Origin of the sequence: Convivina intestini, from assembly GCF_003096575.1 — a bacterium.
Classification (GTDB): Bacteria; Bacillota; Bacilli; order Lactobacillales; family Lactobacillaceae; genus Convivina; species Convivina intestini.
This window is the reverse complement of sequence record NZ_QEKT01000003.1, coordinates 98928-116899: the sequence shown is the minus strand read 5'-3', so window position 1 is coordinate 116899 and position 17972 is coordinate 98928. Positions and strand designations below refer to the sequence as shown.

Sequence of the window (17972 nt, the reverse complement as noted above, 5' to 3'; positions counted from 1 at the left end):
CGAATTATAATTCTTGCTTAAAATCACTTGGTTGATAAAGCTTTAACCACTTGCAGCAAATCCACTGCGCAATGAAACCAGCAATAACTGGTACTACTAACCAAGCGATTACCGCAACGACAGGTGTAATGAAATGATTCATCACACCCAATGGTACGGCTGGATCTTTAATCATTGACTGAATTGGTGATACCAAACCGATATAACCAAATCCAGCTGTCGTAGGCGTACCTTGAATGTTAAACAAAGCGACCGGAATACCGCTCAAAGCCGCAGTAATCAAAAATGGCACAATCGTAATCGGCTTGGCGAAAACTGAAGGCATCATCCCCTTCATAGCACCCAAAGCAATGGCCAAAGTAGTTCCACGCTTGTTAACCTGCCAAGAGTTAATTAATAAGACCACTGTCGTTGCCACAACACCCATCGCCGCAGCTCCTGAACCAATGCCATGCAGGCTAATGGCTAAGGCAATTCCTACCGTAGAAACCGGTGTAATAATAATAATAGCAAAGGCCATGGCAATCAAAACTGCCATTGGAATTGGTGCTAATTTGGTGAAGAGTTCAACCCCATCACCAATCCAAGTCGTTAGATGACCAACATAAGGAGCGATGGTCTTGCCAACAAGACCAACACCACCCCCGACTAAAATTGGGCTCAAAATAATAGCAATGGAACCAAAACCATCTAGGTACCGGGCGATTAACCAGGTAACCAAAACTGCCAAACCAGCAACAATCATGGCATTAATCACATCCCCAGCGCCATTAGCAACAAACAAGCGCGTTGGTACTTTAACCGCCTGTGAGGTCATTGGATGTAGCGTACCTTTAGCCAGCATTACCCATTGAATTGAGTTGGAAGCGGCCATGGTTGCAATTGCGACTACCCCAGTATCCAAACTCTTCATGTGGAATTGCATCGCAACCGCCATTCCAATCAAAAATGGAATCATTGACGTAAACAAGGTCAGAATGGCTGTAAAATTAGCTCCCAAGGCAGTGTTACCGAGTCCTGAAAAATGGATAATGTACTTCATTACCGCTGAAGGCAAAACTCCAATCAAGATTCCTTGAGCTGAACCACTCAAAACCTTAAAGAAAAACTCTTTTACGGTGAAACGACTATCACCATTAAAAGTAGCATCTGACATTTCTATTCTCCCTCTCCAAAAACAGTAAAAAACCCCGTTAGCCGGGGGAATTTCACTGATACTTAGTACTTAACAGCAATTGCTGGAGTTTCCCCCTTGGCAAAGGCAACCGCTGCATCAAATGATTGGTGAACCATTTCTTGAACAGCCTTAGTTGTGTAGAAAGCAATGTGCGGTGTTACCAACACATTGTCACGAGCAATTAAGTCAGCAATCTTAGGATCAGGGAATTCTTTACCTTCCCAATCATTGTTAAACAAACCAACTTCGTTTTCGTAAACATCCATGGCAAAGTCGGCAATCTTACCCGAATTCAAGCCATCAATTACGGCATCCAAATCCATCAAGTTTCCACGAGCTACGTTTACCAAAACCACGCCATCCTTCATCTTGGCGATTGAATCAGCGTTAATCAAATGCTGGTTTTCAGGAACACCAGGAACATAAAGTGAAATGGCATCAGCTTGGGCAAATAATTCATCCAAACTATCAACGTAAAGTCCTTCAGCTTGAAGCTCAGCATTAGGATACTTATCGTAAGCAATTACCTTAGCGCCAAAGCCCTTCAAAATATTGATTGCGACACGACCAATGTGGCCAGTTCCAATAATTCCAACTGTTTGCATCCGCATTTCACGACCAATAGTTGGAGCCCAACGCAAATCATGACGGGCCACCTTTTCATCCATTGGCTTAGTGCGACGTAGCAAACGAGAAAGCTGAATCATTGAGTGTTCAGCAATCGCATTTGGAGAATAAACTGGCACGTTTGAGATATTGAACTTTAATTCACGGGCAGCATCGAAATCAATGTTATCAGTTCCAACGTTACGCAATGACAAGTTCGTTACGCCAACAGCAGCCAAAGCTTCCAAAGTTTCGCGAGTATAGTCTAATTGTTGATAAACTACAGCTGAATCTGCCCCGGCAGCCAACTTAGCTGTTTCGGGTGTCAATAATTCTTGAGTATAATCAACCTCGATTTCAGGATTAGCAGCTTCCCAATCCTTCAAAGAAGGCTTCTCATCGTCACGAATTCCATAAGCAAAAATCTTCATTGTATCCTCCTGAGATAACGCAATATGAATCTTATTTCACAACATCATTATACGCCTGACAGCAGCAAAAAGCATCTATCAGATCGTTTACTTACTAATTGGATTTTGTCCTGATTTTTCTAAGATACCATCAATAAAACCATAGTCTAAGGTCTCTTGGGCGCTCATCCAATTGTCACGTTCAGTGTCGTGAGCAATCGTAGCCAAATCTTTACCAGAAGCATCGGCTAAAATCTTATTTAACTTAGCCCGCGTCTTAGTTAATTGTTCAGCGATGATGGCCATATCAGTTTGTTGCGTACCACCAGCAGCACCACCCATTGGTTGGTGAATCAAGTATTCCGCATTGGGCAACATGAAGCGATGACCCTTTTCACCTGATGCGGCAATAATGGTTCCCATGGAGGCAGCTAGGCCCATCACAATCGTCGTTACCGGCGCCTTAATAAAGTTCATGGTATCAGTAATTGATAGACCAGCGGTCACCGAACCACCAGGAGAATTGATATACATAGAAATTTCTTTATCTGGGTCTTGTGCTTCTAAGAATAGTAGCTGGGCTACGATTGAAGTAGCCATACCATCTTCAACCTCGCCTTGTACTAAAATAATTCGATCTTTTAACAAACGAGAAGGTAAATCATAACTTTCCCGTCCATTGGCAGTCTGTTCAATTACACCTGGCCACATAGTCTGTACTCCTTTTATTTCATGATTTAATCTGTCACATTAAACATTCATTATAACGTATTTTATTTAATTCCAACAATGATCCTGATGGTTTATAATTTCGACAAATCATACGACTGTCCGGTCTGAATTTTCTCGGCCAAATTAGTCAATTTACGCATTCGGTGGTTGGCACCCGACTTGCTAATTTCTAAAAGATTACCTAGTTCACCCAGTGATTCATCTGGATGTTGCCGACGCACTTTGGCTAGCGCTTCTAATTTGGGAGGCAAAAGACTTAAACTTCCCAATTCTTCTTCAATCAAAGCAATCTGAGCCAATTGTTTATTGGCCGCAATCGCTGTCTTTTGCATATTAGCCGTTTCCGCGTTAACTAAACGATTGACTGAATTACGCATATCCCGCATCATCCGAATATCTTCGTAACGTAACATCGACTGAGTTGCCCCAATGGTCGATAGGAAATCTACTATTTTTTCTGCGCGTTTGAGATAAACGATAAAACCAGTATGCCGGTCAATAATTTTAGCTGGTAAAGCAAACTCTTGCATCAAACTTAATAATTGTTCCACCAGGTCTTCATGGTTCGTGTAAATTTCCAAATGATAATTTGCTTTTTCGGGCGAATTTACCGAACCAGCAGCCAAAAAAGCCCCGCGTAAAAACGAACGCTTCTTTTTGGGTTGATTCAAGATCCGACTAGGAATTTCTTGATTAATACCAAAGGGGTCCACCCCTAAATCTGCTAGAATTTCATCAACTTGGGTACTTAATCGCACGCCAAAAGACTTATGCTGATTTAAATGTAATTGTTCTGTAACAGTCACTTCCACACTAGCCGTAGGATAAATTTGTTTCAAGAGCGTGTAGATTCGTCGGGCAATCGCAGCGTTTTCAGTTTGGATGTTGATGGCCTGGTTAGAACCTAGCTGATTTACCCCATTCATCCGCATTAACGCGGATAATTCTGCCTTGGCATTGCCGTTATCCACAATTAAACTAGTCAACTCTTTTTTTACTTCTGCGGCATATGACATATTACAACTCCAAAATTTTCATTAGTTCCGCACTCACCTTTTGACCATCATGAAAGGCTCCTGCATCGCGTAACTGTAAATAGTCGCCCGATAACGAAATGGCTCCTTGTTTTTTTACACCGATTGGATCTTGCACAACCTGTTGGGAAAGCTCGGTCCACTTTTGATAATCGACAAAATCGGCAGGAACCGGGCTGGCATTAGTTAAGAGATAGTTAATCACTGGCTGGCCAATGTGCCGATTCAAGGCTGCTAAATGCTGGGCATCAGTATAAGCATCGGTTTCACCCTTTTGGGTCATAATATTAGCAATATAGACTTGTTTAGCAGCGATCTGCTGTAGGGATTGACGTACTTCTGGCAAAACTACATTGGGTAAAATGGAAGTAAACAAGCTTCCTGGACCATAAACAATCATATCAGCGGCCAAAATGGCCTCCACCACATCTGGCGAGGCATGAACCGGGCGCTTGGCATCTTCATTGGTAACCCAGACTTCTTGGATGGCTTTATGAGCAGCTGTAATTTCAGCCTCACCGGTTAATTGCTGCCCATCATCAAAACGAGCATTTAACACCAGGGGCTCATTGGCTACTGGATAAATATGGCCCTTAATTTTTAAAAGAATTGATAACTTTTGTACCGCATCAAAGATATTGCCATACATTTCAGTCATAGCGGCAATTAATAAATTACCAACTGCATGCTGGGCAAAAAAATCGTCTTGGGAGTTAAAACGGTATTGGAAAATTTTCAAAATTTCTGGATCAACATCAGCCATAGCGGCTAAGATATTGCGAATATCCCCCGGTGGCACAATGTTAATATAATTGCGCAAAACGCCACTAGATCCACCATCATCGGCAACTGTCACAATGGCTGATAGATCGATATCATATTTAATTAAGGGGCGAATGATGACTGGTAAACCAGACCCTCCCCCAATGATTACAATTTTTGGTTTCATCGTATTTTCAGCTCTTTACTATATTCTTGTCGGTTCATGGTCATTTTACCATTTTTCAAACTGCTTAAAATAAAAAACGTTTAGCGATTTAAGCTAAACGTTCTAATTGCTGATTTTCGATCATACTCCAATAATCCTGTTGAGAAACAATGAAGGAATCTAAAAGCGGTAGGTTCATAGTTTTACCCAACTCAAATAATTTTTGAGAGAAAGATAAATCATGCGCTGAAGGATGAACATTGCCACTCGGGTGATTATGAACCATGATGATTGCATAGGCATTAGCCTTTAGAGCTCGTTGAAAAATTTCGCGGGGCGAGGCGGTAACCTGGGTTAAAGTCCCCACAAAAACTACCTCCCAGCCAATGACATTTAACTGTGTATCCACCATGGCTAGACAGAGCTGTTCTTGAGCTTGTCCACCGATTTCTTTTTGAGCAAAATGGCCAAAAGTTGCTGAGTGCTGAGCACTTAATAGGCTGGGCCGCCGTGCTTTGACCACTTGCTGTCCAATACTAATCCCAAGCAGTAAGGCCTGATTAGCGCTTGGATTATGGGCAATAAATGTCTGTGCTGTTTCATCATCAATTTCATTAAGACTATAGTCGTGGGGAAAATAACGTTGAAAAGTTGCCAATTCGTGGCGTGGCGGATGACCTAAACTTTCGTAAAATTGTTGTACTTGGGCTAATATCATAACTTGTTTTCTCCTGACAAGTCATAATACGTAATTAGTCTGTCTTTGTTCGATAACTATTGCGAATCGCGATAATCGAAAAGGCAAAGGCAAAAACCATCAAGAGCAAATCTAGCCGATAAGTCCAGCTAATAGCAGTTTCAGTCGCTTGGGCAATATTAGTCGATTGACTCTGAAAGGCCGAAATAATTCCGGCTGCTAAAGCAATCCCAATCGCTGCCGAGTAGTTATTACTAGCTGCAAAAATAGAATTACCAGCACTGTGGAATTTACGGGCTACATGACTAACGGCATTGGTCATGTTATTACCAAACCAGCAACCAGCGCCAAGTTGTACTAAACCAAATCCAAGCGTCATATTCAAAACGGTAAAGGGCATTAATACCATCCATAACATGCCAGCGCCAAATAAACTTAATCCCAGCGCATTGGGTAATTTAGCACCATAACGGTCGTATAAATTACCCGACAGAATTGACATAAAGGCAAAGCCAATTGCCCCAGGGAAAAGGGCAAAACCAGCGACCTGTGAACTTTGATGCAAAACCAATTGCAATCCCATTGGGATAGCATAATTAAAAGTCAAATTAATCGTTTGAATCGTAAAGGCTGCCGCAACCGCATAGGCAAAAATATTCGATTTAAAAATGGCTAAATCAAGTAAAGGATGCGTCTGCTTTCGAGCATACAGGCAGTAGCCAACCAAGCCCAATAACATAATTGTCAAGGTTACTAAGCTAACAGGATCGGTAAAGCCATGTGAACTAATGTGTTCAATGGCTAAAATACCAGACACAAAGAACGTACTAAGTAGAATCCAGCCAATTAAATCAAGCTTTTCTTTGACCAAAGGATCCAATTGTTTGATAGTAAACCATCCCAATCCTAGGGAGATAATTTGAACCGGCAAAACCACCCAAAAGACCATGTGCCAACCATAATGTTCGGTTAGAAACCCACCAAAAGCTGGTCCTAAAGCCGGTGCAAAAGAGACAATCAAGGAGGCTAAGCCAATCATGGTCCCCCGCTTACGCTCTGGTACCTGTTCAAACACCACATTGTTCATCAATGGTAAGCCAACCCCACCACCAATACCTTGCAAAAGTCGGCCAAATAAAATTAGCCAAAAACTATCACTAACGGCATCAATGGCAATCCCGATCACTGAAATAATACCAGCAACCATAAATTGACTGCGGTTAGTAAAGTTCTTTTTTAACCAGGGAGACAAAATAATGACTAAACTGGTTAGCAAAATAACTCCGGAAGTTAACCACTGCACCGTAGCTGAATTAACACTTAACTCAGTCATGATGGTTGGAAAACTAACATTTAAAGCCGTTTCAAGCATAATATCAGTAAATCCCAACAAGGCAATTGATAAAATGCTTAAAATTAAACGTGGCGTTAGTTGTTTTTCTGCTGCCATACAACACTCCTCACTTCACTTATAAAATACAAAGATCCGGTAAAAACGGTCAAATCTTTTACAGGGACCTGCAACAATGTAACCCAGTTATCAATCACCGTCAATCCCGATTGATGTCGGAACTGGTCTAGCGTTAAACCGGGCCGGTTATTGACCCCCTGAAAATTTACTAAAATAATTTCAAATTGATCATCATCGCTTAGCTGGGGTAAATATTCACTAATATTTTTATCTGCCAAACTACCAATCACTAGGCGAATTTTGCCAGGGTAACGTTGTTTTAAAGCTGCTACCAAGGCTGTTAATCCCGCAACATTATGGGCGCCATCAATTAAAATATTGGGGGCAATTTTTTCAAAACGACCGGGAAAATGGCTAGCTGTTAAACCACTTTCGATGACTGCTTTAGATAAATCCGGTTGAAAAGCGCGCACTGCGGCTACTGCAATCGCCGTATTTTCAATTTGATACTTTCCCGGTAATCCTGGTGCAAACTCACCAGCCTGTCCGATAATAATTGGCTGATGGTGCGCTTGAATAATTGGCAGAGTTTCTGGTGGTAAATTACCGACTACTACCTGCATATCATCATGGATAATCCCCGCCTTTTGATAGGCAATTTCGCTTAAGGTTTTACCTAAAATTTGACAATGATCGTACGCTAAACTGGTAATAACCGCAATCCGGCTAGTTGGTAACACATTGGTTGAATCATATAAGCCACCTAAACCAACTTCAACAACCGCCACATCTAAAGGTTGATTGGCAAAATATAAAATCATAATTGCCGTTAAAACTTCAAATTCCGTCGGTGCACCGGCTTGGCCTAACTTTTGTTCAACCGCTTTTACTGCTTGAGCTACCTTTTGGATATATGCCAGCAAAGCTGCTGGTTCAATCCATTGGTTATTTAACTGAATACGTTCACGAAAATCCACCACAAAGGGGGAAATAAAGAGTCCAGTTTGATAGCCAGCAGCAACTAAAATATGGCTAATCATCGTAGCGACTGAGCCCTTCCCATTAGTACCAGCCACATGAATAACAGCTGGCAATTGATCTTGGGGTTGCCCTAAGACGGCCAACAAACAGTGCATTCGTTTGAGCGTATTGGCTTGCCCATATTTAGGTCGACTATGAATATAATTGATTGCTTCAGCTACTGTTTTCATCGTTTTATATCCTAATGAAAACCGCCCAATAAATGGACGGTTTTAAGAAACACTAATTAACCCTTTTCACGAACAGTAAAGCCATGAGAAGAACTCTTGGAACGGTAGCCACCACTGCGGTTACCGCCACGGTCATTACGATCGCGACGATCACTATGATGTGATGAACCACCACGGGAACCACGATAGCCACCGCCGTTGCCACGACGACGCTTATCACCATAGCTACCACCGCCACCACGACGGTTAGAAGATGAACCACCACGACGACGAGGCAATGGACGCTCACGTGAAATTTCAACCGGAGCGTTTTGCTTGTCCAAACCAGCCAAATCAACCAACAAAGCGGCAGCTAATTGTTCAGCTGAGTATTCTTCCAACAATTGCTTGGTTTGATGCTGGATATCTTCTGTATTAACACTATGAATCAACTTACCAACTTCACCAACAGCGGTATTGATCCGACCAATCCGTGCTTCCTGTAAAGTAGCTGGGCGCAAAGGCTCCATGCGCTTTTTAGTTAATTCTTCAATGGCACGAAGGTAATCCATTTCATTTGGTGCTACCAAAGTGACAGAAGTTCCTTCTGCCCCGGCACGACCAGTACGGCCAATACGGTGCACGTAGCTTTCAGGATCTTGGGGAATATCGAAGTTATAGACATGAGTCACATCTTTAACATCTAATCCACGCGCAGCCACATCAGTGGCTACCAAAAGATTGATTTCGTGGTTTTTGAATTGATCCAAAACCCGTGAACGCATTTGCTGAGTTAAATCACCGTGCAAACCAGCAGCATGATAGCCACGTGCTTCCAAACCACGGGCTAGTTCTTCAACACGACGCTTAGTACGACCAAAGACAATTCCTAGCTTGGGAGCTTGCACATCAAAAATACGAGTTAATGTATCAAACTTTTCTTGCGGCCGAGTTCGAACAAAGTATTGTTCAACCAAATCAGTGGTCAACTGCTTAGCCTTAATTTGGACGTGTTCTGGATTAGTCATAAACTGCACACCAATCCGCTTAATAGCAGCTGGCATGGTAGCAGAGAATAACAATGTTTGGCGTTGAGCGGGTACTTCGGCAATAATTGCTTCAATATCGTCCAAAAATCCCATGTTAAGCATTTCATCGGCTTCATCCAAAACCAAAGTCTTAACATCACCCAACTTAACAGTATGACGCTTAATGTGGTCTAGTAAACGACCAGGGGTTCCCACCAAAATTTGAGGATGGGACTTTAACTGTTGAATTTGACGACGAATGTCAGAACCACCAAAGACAACTTGAACATTAACATGCTTATCGTGGCCTAATTTTTTTAATTCTTCGGCCGTCTGAATGGCTAATTCACGAGTTGGTGAAATAATAGCCGCCTGGATATTGGGATTATCTAAATCGATATTTTCCAAAATTGGCAAACCAAAGGCTGCTGTTTTTCCAGTTCCAGTTTGTGCTTGTCCGATAACATCACGACCGGCTAAAGTAAGCGGAATCGTCTTTTCTTGGATGGGCGTTGCTTCCACATAACCATGGGTAGCAATTGCATCTAAAATATCTTGGGACAAACCTAATTCACTAAATTTCAAAATTTTCTCCTTAAATGTGTACAAAGTGGTGTACACGCCATTACCTCGTTGATGAAGCACTTACTACTTCTTGGTAAAGATGATGGGACAATTCCTCAAAAGAATGGCCCTTGTAGTATTGATTACTCAATAATATGACGGCGTTTTGCCCATCATTACTAATCACTACCGAAGGCTCATAACCATTAAAAATACCATGAGCGGTCCGACAGTTATTGGGTTGCTGATACATGCCACTAGCATAGGTCGCCGGTGGCATAGTTTGCAACATTTGCTGAGGATGTTCTACCAATTTTTGATCGAAAACTAAGCGATAAAATCGGTACAACATACCTGTTGACATAGCAACGTTACCCGTCCCGGTTTCCCGTTGCTTTTCTACTAAACTCACCGCAACCGGTGAGTCCAGATTTTCCTGATACCCCAAAGACATTTTGGCATTGCGATTAAAATCTTGATAACCAACAATATCTAAATGATACTGATCATTAAAAATCTGATTGAAAACCGTGGAAAACTTACTGTGCGTTAACTGCATGACAATCCCAGCCAGCAATCGATAATTGACCGGTTGATATGACCAGGCCGCCCCATCGCCAGGACTAGCCACCTGATCAGCATGTCGAGCCGAATAAGCGACATTATCCGCTTGCGATTCAAATGATTGCGGCTGTTTTTCCTGTCGCAAACCACTAGTCATGGTTAATAATTGACGAATGGTAATCTTAGAGGCATTGACAACCCTAGGATAAAAGCGGCTCAGCTTGGTCTCATAGGTCAACTTACCAGCTTCGATTTGCTGGACAATTAGGGCCGCCGTCATGGCTTTTTCCAACGAGGCAATGTGATAAAGCGACTGAGCCGTATTGGGCCGATTTTTTTGATAATCGGCTTGACCATAACCGGCTTGTAAAACAATTTGACCATGACGCACAATCAAGGCCGTACCAATGTAATTAGCTTGTTTAAGCTGGTCATCTAAATGATGACTTAACTGACTAACCGGTTGCACAGTTTGTGAAAGACTTTGGACATAGTCGGCATCATGATTGACCGCTACTTTCATCTGGGTACTTAGCGCACCAGAGTTGACAAACCAAGGACTAAAAATCATTAATAAAACTGCCAAAGCCACCAATACACTGGCTTTGATCCAAGAACCACCAAACCATTTGGCTGGTAATTCAGCAGGGTATAAATCAACACGTTGCATTGACATTGCTCAACCCCTTATGAACTGGCATTCATCAAAGCTGCAACCACTCGCTCTAAATGAATACCATGACTACCCTTTAACAAAACTGCATCTTGGGTACCTAACTGTTGTTGTAGATCAACCAACAGTGGTTCAATGTTGGCTGTCAAATAACAGTGAACCCTTTTTGCACCTAATTGCTGAACTAAAACTGGCGCCAAATACTTGGTCATTAAATCCCCAACCAAGTAGATGTCCGTTAAGTCTGCCGCCAAGATAGCGGGGGCTAACTGAGCATGAAAGTCACCGGCTTGCTCCCCCAACTCTAACATATCACCTAAAACAGCATAGTGGTGATGAGCAGGAAGGTTTCCTAAGGCTTCTAAGGCAAGCTTAGTAGCCGTTGGATTAGCATTGTAAACATCACTTAGTACCGTTACCCCAGTTGGGCTAGTAAGATACTCTAAACGATTACTTGTCACCTGCAGATTAGCCAGCGCATTTTTGATTTTCGTGATCGAAATTTGAAAGAGCTGACCTATTTTTATTGCGGCCAGGGCATTCACAACATTATACAGACCTAAGAGCGGAATTGCAAATGACTCTCCTTGATAAACAAAATCTGTCGTCTGCTGTTGACTCACAATATTGGATACCCCACTACCAAAAGTTAGCACTGGCACGGATAGATTGGCTTTGGTCAACAGTGGTTCATCATCTGGAATTAGTAAAGGTCCCTTCGGTTTTAGACCATGAATAATTTCTAATTTAGCTTGGGCAATTTTATCGCGTGTTTTGAAAAATTCAATATGGGCCTCACCAATCATGGTAATTACCGCAATATCAGGCCGAACTAAATCAGATAACTGGGTTAATTGCCCCGGCCGATCCATCCCTAGCTCAACCACTAAGACTTCCGTGTCAACTGGCATCGCCAAAAGGGTCATTGGCACCCCAATTTCATTATTAAAATTTTCGGGCGTTTTAAAAGTCTTATACTGACTGGCTAAAATAGCAGCAGTCATATCTTTAGTAGTTGTCTTACCATTTGATCCAGTAATGGCTACTACTTTAGACTGGACATGTTGGAGCCACCCGCGGCCTAATTGCTGTAATCCGGCTAGCGTATCAGCGACAATCACCGCTGGAATTTGTTCTGCCAGTGGATGTTGTTGGTCAGCTAAGACCGCAACTGCGCCAGCTGCTAAGGCTTGATCAATATAACGATGTCCATCATTTTCCGCTACCAAAGCTACAAATAAATCACCTGGTTTAACCTGTCGGGAATCAAAGGTCACACCCGTTACGATGAGATCTGCTCCCTGACGATAGCCGCCAACCAAGTTGGTAATTTCTGATAGGGTCAATTTCATGGTACTAACCTTTCTAAAACAGTTATGGTTTCCACGTGAGAAGTTTGTGGAAATTGATCAACCGGAATAACCGGGCGGATAATTTGATAGCCTAATTCTGCTAATTGAGCGCAATCTCGACCAGCTGTGACCGGATTACAGCTGATATAAACCAGGCGCTGGGGTTGCATTTGTACCGTGGCTTCAATTAATTTATGCGTTAAGCCTCGACGAGGCGGATCAACGATGACTACATCCGGTTTAATCCCCTGAGCAGCCCAATCAACAAATTGATCTGGTGCATCCGCTAAAATATAGTCGGCATTGTTAATTTGGTTGATGGCCACGTTTTTCTTGGAATCAGCCACTGCTCCGGCAACAACTTCCACGCCAATCACCTGACGAACTTGGTCGGCGACACTAATACCAATTGTGCCAATCCCAGAATAGGCATCCACCACTAAATCACTTGGTTGTAGCTGAGCGGCTTGAGCAGCGAGTTGGTACAATTTTTCAGTCATCGGCGGATTAACTTGGTAAAAGGAATTGGGCCCAATTAGGAACCGATAGCCCAATAAGGAATCATAAATTGCCCCGCCCCCCCACAAAACTTGATTATGCGGACTTAATAAAACGTAGTCGGCTTTGGGACTAACATTTAAAATCAAACTCTTTAATTCTGGTAAGGCCGCTACAATCGCCTTTACCACTTCATCTAACTGGGGAATCGTTGTTTCATTACTAACTAAAACAACCATTAATTCATGACTGTAATAGCCCCGACGAACCATTAAATAGCGAAGAGCCCCTTCCTGTCGGTCAGGATCAAAGGCCGAAACCTGTAAATTAGCTAAAATTTGACGAACAGTTTCAATTGCTTGATCAATTTTAGGATCATTGACATAGTAATCGGTCATGGAAACTAGATGATGACTACCGCGTTGATAAAAACCAGTTAATAACTCACCGTCTTGCCATTTGAGGGGCACAATTGTTTTATTACGATAGTAAGTGGGCTGCTTCATCCCAACCGTTGGTTCAACATCAACTGTTAGACCAGCCTGTTGAAAAGCTAGACGAACTTGTTTATTTTTCCACCGGAGCTGGGCAGAATATTGCCAATTAACCAAGGGTGCTGTGCCAGCTTCAACCAAATACTGGCGATCTTGATTTTCCCGTTCTGGCGATGGCCTTAACCAACGTTGAATGCGTCCGTAGGCCGACTTTTTATCAACCTGGATAATTTCAACTTCGACTAGTTCACCTGGAATAGCATCGGCTACATAAATGGGATAATCAGCCTGCGCCCAGATGATGCCCATGCCGTTAAAGCGTAACGAGGCAACTTCTCCCTGGAACTTTTGATTGAGTTGTACCGGTAAAACTGTTTTAGCCATACTACTCCTTTTCAAACGAAAAGCGCCCACAAAAAAGTGAGCGCTCTAAAGTCGAAAACTAAATTAGTTATTCTTGAAACCAAAATTAGCAAACTTCTTGTTGAACTTGTCGACAGCACCATCAGCCTGAGTAAACTTCTGCTTACCAGTGTAGAATGGGTGTGAGTCTGAAGTAATATCCATACGAACTGCTGGATACTCTTGACCTTCAAATTCAACTGTAGTTTCTGAAGTCAACGTTGAAGCTGACAAGAACTTCTTACCAGTAGCAGCATCAATAAATACTACTTGGTGGTAATCGGGATGGATATCTTTTTTCATGTGAATTCTCCTTAGCGCCCTGAATGATTAAAAACAGAGTCAGTAATTAACTAGTACATAATAACACATCTGATAATCTAGATGCAATTGATTAAGGCATTAAATTAATTAAATCAATTCCTTCAATGGCAATATCAACTCCTAAGTCAGTCAACTTTTCTTGAATCCGATCATAGCCACGTAAAATATGGTCGGCATTGTTAATCACAGTTGTACCATCCGCCATGATACCGGCAATAATTAAGGCTGCCCCAGCTCGAATTTCAGCCGCTTCAACGGTAGTACCAACCAGTCGAGCCGAATGATTAATCTTAATTTCACCGGGCTTCAAAGAGCTAATGTCACCGCCCATTCGGCGTAATTCAGCAATATGACGAACTCGCTTAGGGTAAATCGTATCATAGATAGTACTCTCACCATCAGCTAAGAGTAAAAGCGGTGTGACTGGTTGTTGCAAATCAGTAGCAAAACCAGGATACGGCATGGTTTTAATGGCTACAGCTTGGAGCTCTTCAGAAGGATAAACATGAATGGTATCTTCGCCAATATCTAAGTTAACGCCCATTTCAATCAACTTGGAAGTAAAGGACTCCAAGTGTTCAGGAATCACATTTTTAATGGTTACACCATCCCCAAAAGCAGCCGCCATACTCATATAGGTCCCGGCTTCAATTCGGTCTGGGATGACTGTATGGGTGTTTCGAGCGATTAACTGATCAACCCCCATAATTCGGATTGTATCCGTTCCAACACCACGGATATTAGCCCCCATATTATTCAAAAAAGTGGCAATATCAATGATCTCTGGTTCTCGGGCGGCGTTTTCAATAATAGTCTGGCCCTTAGCTTTTACAGCGGCTAAAATAATGTTGATCGTCGCTCCCACCGAAACAGTGTCTAGGGCCACCCGTGCGCCAACTAGGCCGTGGTCACTGGCATCAATGTGAATGATGTCATTACTCTCAGTCACTGTGGCACCCAGCGCTTCAAAGCCCTTAATGTGCTGGTCAATCGGCCGACGACCTAAATTATCTCCACCAGGGAAGGTAACGGTTGCCCGACCAAAGCGACCTAGTAAAGCACCCATAAAATAATAAGAGGCTCGTAATGACTTAATGGCACCACTTGGTAAATCACTTTCTCGAATTTTGGTGGGATCAATGGCTAATTCACCGTTCTCAAAAACGGATGAGACATTCATCGCTTGTAATATTAATTGTAAATTTTTAACATCTAAAATTTGTGGCACAGTGTCAAATTTGACCGGAGAATCGGCCAAAATCGCCGCTGGAATCAAGGCAACTGTAGAGTTCTTAGCTCCGCCAATTGTCACTTCTCCATGAATGCGACGACCACCATTGATGATTATTTTTGCCATAAGTGAAATTATCCCGCTAACATTGCATTTTAATTAAAATTATATCTTTTTTTAAGGGCTAACTCAAATGTAAAATTAGCGAATTTCGGCTTGGAATTGGTCCTTAAGCTGCTCAATAATCCGTTCTACATCCTGATTAATATCTTCTTCAACAAGGGTTGCGTCGCGGTCTTGATAGGTTAATTGATAAGCCATTGACTTTTTATGGGCTGGTAAAGAGGCCCCTTGATAGAGGTCAAAAATATTTAATTGAACTAAGTGCCGTCCGGCAGTAACTTTGATAGCTTGTTCAATTTGTTGGTTACTAATGTTTTCATCAACCAAAAATGCTAAATCACGACTAATTTGTGGATAACGTGACACAGGGGTATAAGTTATCCCCTGCTCGCGTTGCATTAGTACCGCTTCTAAATCTAATTCAAAACCAAAAACTGGATTTAGCTTTTTAGCCTGAGTAATTTGCGGATGAATTTGTCCGACAAAGCCCAAATAAAGACCCTTAGCGTAGATATCGGCCGTTTGACCTGGATGCATGGCAGCATGACGATCAGTAGCTTGGAAAGTAATATCCGTTAAGCCAATCTCTTGACAATACTTGGTCACAATGCCCTTGATGTCGTAAAAATCAACCGGCTTTACATTTTTAGTTACCTGCCAACTGGAATGCTGCAAGTTACCAGTCAAAACACCCGCTAAATGTTCTTTTTCAGTTGGCTGCTGATTAACTTGATTGTTAACAAAAATTCGACCCTGCTCATAGAGAGCAACATTTTCAACCGAACGGGCGCTGTTGTAAGCAATATCATCAAGCAAGCCAGCCAACAGATTTTGTCGAACAACTCGCCGGTCTGAACTCATCGGATAATCTAAAGCCACCAATGATTCTTCACTTTCACTGGCAAATAAGCGAGCTTTTTCCGGTGTAGTTAGCGCATAAGAAATGGCCTGATTTAAGCCCATGGCTTCCATCAAACGGCGACTAGCCCGAATACCACGTTGGCGAATAGTCAACTTACCAGGTGTTGTAGGACCATTAATTGTCGCAGCTGGCAAATTATCATAACCATACAAGCGAGTAACTTCTTCAATTAAGTCGGCCGGAATGCTAATGTCTGGACGACGCCCCGGCACATTAACCGTAAATTCTTGGCCATCTAATTGATAGGGCAAGGCCAAGCGATCAAAAATATCAGCAACGGTTGCTGGGGATAAATCAGTTCCTAAAATTTGATTAATTCGAGCAACCGTAATGGTCACTACTGGATTGGCTGGAAGTTCTTGACTACCAATTAATTGACCTTGGGCAACCTGTCCAGCCGCTAAATCAGCAACCATGCTAGCAGCATGGTCTAACACAGTAAAGGTATTATCAGCATCAACGCCACGTTCAAAACGACCAGACGCTTCACTGTGAATCGTGTGACGCCGGGCTGCCGCCCGAACATGGCTAGCATCAAAAATAGCCCCTTCTAAGACTAGATTATGCGTATTTTGATCGACTTCAGCTAACTGACCGCCCATCACTCCGGCCAATACCAACGGCTGACCCGCACTAGCAATCACAATATCAGCTTGGGGCCGTAGTTGGCATTCTTGACCATCTAACAGGGTTAGTTTTTCATCATTTTGAGCCAAACGAACGTCTAATTGCTTAGCTGGTAATTTATCTAAGTCATAGGCGTGTAATGGTTGACCGTATAAAATCATCATATAGTTGGTAATATCGACAATATTATTAATCGGGCGAATACCAGCATTCCACAAGCGCCGTTGTAACCATAGTGGTGATTCCTGAACTTGGACATTATTAATAATCCGCAAGCCATATTTAGGAGCTAGCTGTTCATCAACAGTAACTGCCAATTGACTGGCAGCACTTTGTGAACCCTCTTTTAATTCAAAAGTTGGCAAGGTTACCTTTTGCTTTAAAATTGCCCCAAAATCATACGCAGCACCGACCATCGATAACATATCTGACCGATTAGGGGTTAAATCCGTATCAATAACTGGATCTAACATACCCAATATTTCTAGGGCATTGTCACCAGGCTTGGCCCCAGCCTGTTCATCAAAGATATAGATGCCTTCTTCCAAGCTATGAGGGGCAATCTTACTGTCAAAACCAATTTCTTGAAGGGCAACTAACATGCCAAATGATTCTTCACCACGGAGTTTAACGGCTTTAATTTCAACTAATTCACCGCTTTGACGATCAATGATGTGCGCACCCACCTGGGCCAAGATAACTAATTGATTCACGGCAACGTTAGGCGCACCGGTCACAATTTGAATCGGTTCTGCTTGACCAATTGATACCTGGGTAATGACCATATGGTCTGAATCAGGATGAGGTTCAACTGACAGCACCCTAGCCACCACCAAGCCATCTTGCTGTCCAGCTAAAGTACCAACCGAATCAACTTCCACACTAGTTCTTTCCAATGTTTCAGCTAGGTTTTGAACAGGCTGAGCGGCTAAATCAATTTTTTGATCAAGATATTCATTAAGCCAACGTAAATTTGTTTTCATCC

Annotated in this window: 15 protein-coding genes; all 15 read right to left on the bottom strand. The window is 42.5% G+C overall.

The features are described 5' to 3' along the window. Nucleotides 1–4: 4 nt before the first annotated feature. Entirely contained in the window at nucleotides 5–1156 is a 1152-nt protein-coding gene (locus C7384_RS04005; protein WP_089938404.1) for a PTS sugar transporter subunit IIC, read from the bottom strand. Between the two features lie 62 nt (nucleotides 1157–1218). Beyond that, nucleotides 1219–2214 (bottom strand): D-2-hydroxyacid dehydrogenase, encoded by a 996-nt coding sequence (locus C7384_RS04000; protein WP_089938406.1) that lies wholly within the window; start codon nucleotides 2212–2214, stop codon nucleotides 1219–1221. 87 nt (nucleotides 2215–2301) lie between these two features. Then, complete coding sequence (locus C7384_RS03995; protein ID WP_089938410.1) at nucleotides 2302–2904, bottom strand: ATP-dependent Clp protease proteolytic subunit; 603 nt, start codon at nucleotides 2902–2904, stop codon at nucleotides 2302–2304. A 92-nt stretch (nucleotides 2905–2996) separates the two neighbouring features. Further along, nucleotides 2997–3941 (bottom strand): DNA-binding protein WhiA, encoded by a 945-nt coding sequence (whiA, locus tag C7384_RS03990; RefSeq protein WP_089938412.1) that lies wholly within the window; start codon nucleotides 3939–3941, stop codon nucleotides 2997–2999. A gap of 1 nt (nucleotide 3942) precedes the next feature. Continuing rightward, nucleotides 3943–4908 (bottom strand): gluconeogenesis factor YvcK family protein, encoded by a 966-nt coding sequence (locus C7384_RS03985; protein WP_089938413.1) that lies wholly within the window; start codon nucleotides 4906–4908, stop codon nucleotides 3943–3945. 88 nt (nucleotides 4909–4996) lie between these two features. Further along, nucleotides 4997–5605, bottom strand: coding sequence for a JAB domain-containing protein (locus C7384_RS03980; protein WP_089938415.1), 609 nt, complete (start codon nucleotides 5603–5605; stop codon nucleotides 4997–4999). A 34-nt stretch (nucleotides 5606–5639) separates the two neighbouring features. Beyond that, nucleotides 5640–7034, bottom strand: coding sequence for an MFS transporter (locus tag C7384_RS03975; protein ID WP_089938417.1), 1395 nt, complete (start codon nucleotides 7032–7034; stop codon nucleotides 5640–5642). Next, on the bottom strand, nucleotides 7013–8206 hold the full coding sequence (locus C7384_RS03970) for a bifunctional folylpolyglutamate synthase/dihydrofolate synthase (protein WP_089938418.1): 1194 nt from the start codon (nucleotides 8204–8206) through the stop codon (nucleotides 7013–7015). Before C7384_RS03970 ends, C7384_RS03975 begins: the two co-directional genes overlap by 22 nt. Nucleotides 8207–8262: 56 nt before the next feature. Beyond that, nucleotides 8263–9798: a degradosome RNA helicase CshA gene (cshA, locus tag C7384_RS03965; RefSeq protein WP_089938420.1), complete on the bottom strand. Its 1536-nt coding sequence runs from the start codon at nucleotides 9796–9798 to the stop codon at nucleotides 8263–8265. Nucleotides 9799–9838: 40 nt separating this feature from the next. Beyond that, nucleotides 9839–11017 carry a serine hydrolase domain-containing protein gene (locus C7384_RS03960; RefSeq protein WP_089938422.1) on the bottom strand — a complete coding sequence of 393 codons (1179 nt, stop codon included), beginning with the start codon at nucleotides 11015–11017 and terminating at the stop codon, nucleotides 9839–9841. A gap of 11 nt (nucleotides 11018–11028) precedes the next feature. Beyond that, complete coding sequence (locus C7384_RS03955) at nucleotides 11029–12366, bottom strand: UDP-N-acetylmuramoyl-tripeptide--D-alanyl-D-alanine ligase (RefSeq protein WP_089938424.1); 1338 nt, start codon at nucleotides 12364–12366, stop codon at nucleotides 11029–11031. Next, complete coding sequence (gene rlmD / locus C7384_RS03950) at nucleotides 12363–13742, bottom strand: 23S rRNA (uracil(1939)-C(5))-methyltransferase RlmD (protein ID WP_089938426.1); 1380 nt, start codon at nucleotides 13740–13742, stop codon at nucleotides 12363–12365. The genes C7384_RS03955 and rlmD overlap by 4 nt, the downstream gene beginning before the upstream one ends. A gap of 63 nt (nucleotides 13743–13805) precedes the next feature. Next, entirely contained in the window at nucleotides 13806–14063 is a 258-nt protein-coding gene (locus C7384_RS03945; protein ID WP_089938429.1) for a type B 50S ribosomal protein L31, read from the bottom strand. A gap of 91 nt (nucleotides 14064–14154) precedes the next feature. Beyond that, a complete protein-coding gene (locus C7384_RS03940; protein WP_089938430.1) occupies nucleotides 14155–15441 on the bottom strand; it encodes a UDP-N-acetylglucosamine 1-carboxyvinyltransferase in 1287 nt (428 codons plus the stop codon). A 75-nt stretch (nucleotides 15442–15516) separates the two neighbouring features. After that, on the bottom strand, nucleotides 15517–17970 hold the full coding sequence (gene pheT / locus C7384_RS03935; protein WP_089938433.1) for a phenylalanine--tRNA ligase subunit beta: 2454 nt from the start codon (nucleotides 17968–17970) through the stop codon (nucleotides 15517–15519). Between the last annotated feature and the right edge of the window lie 2 nt (nucleotides 17971–17972).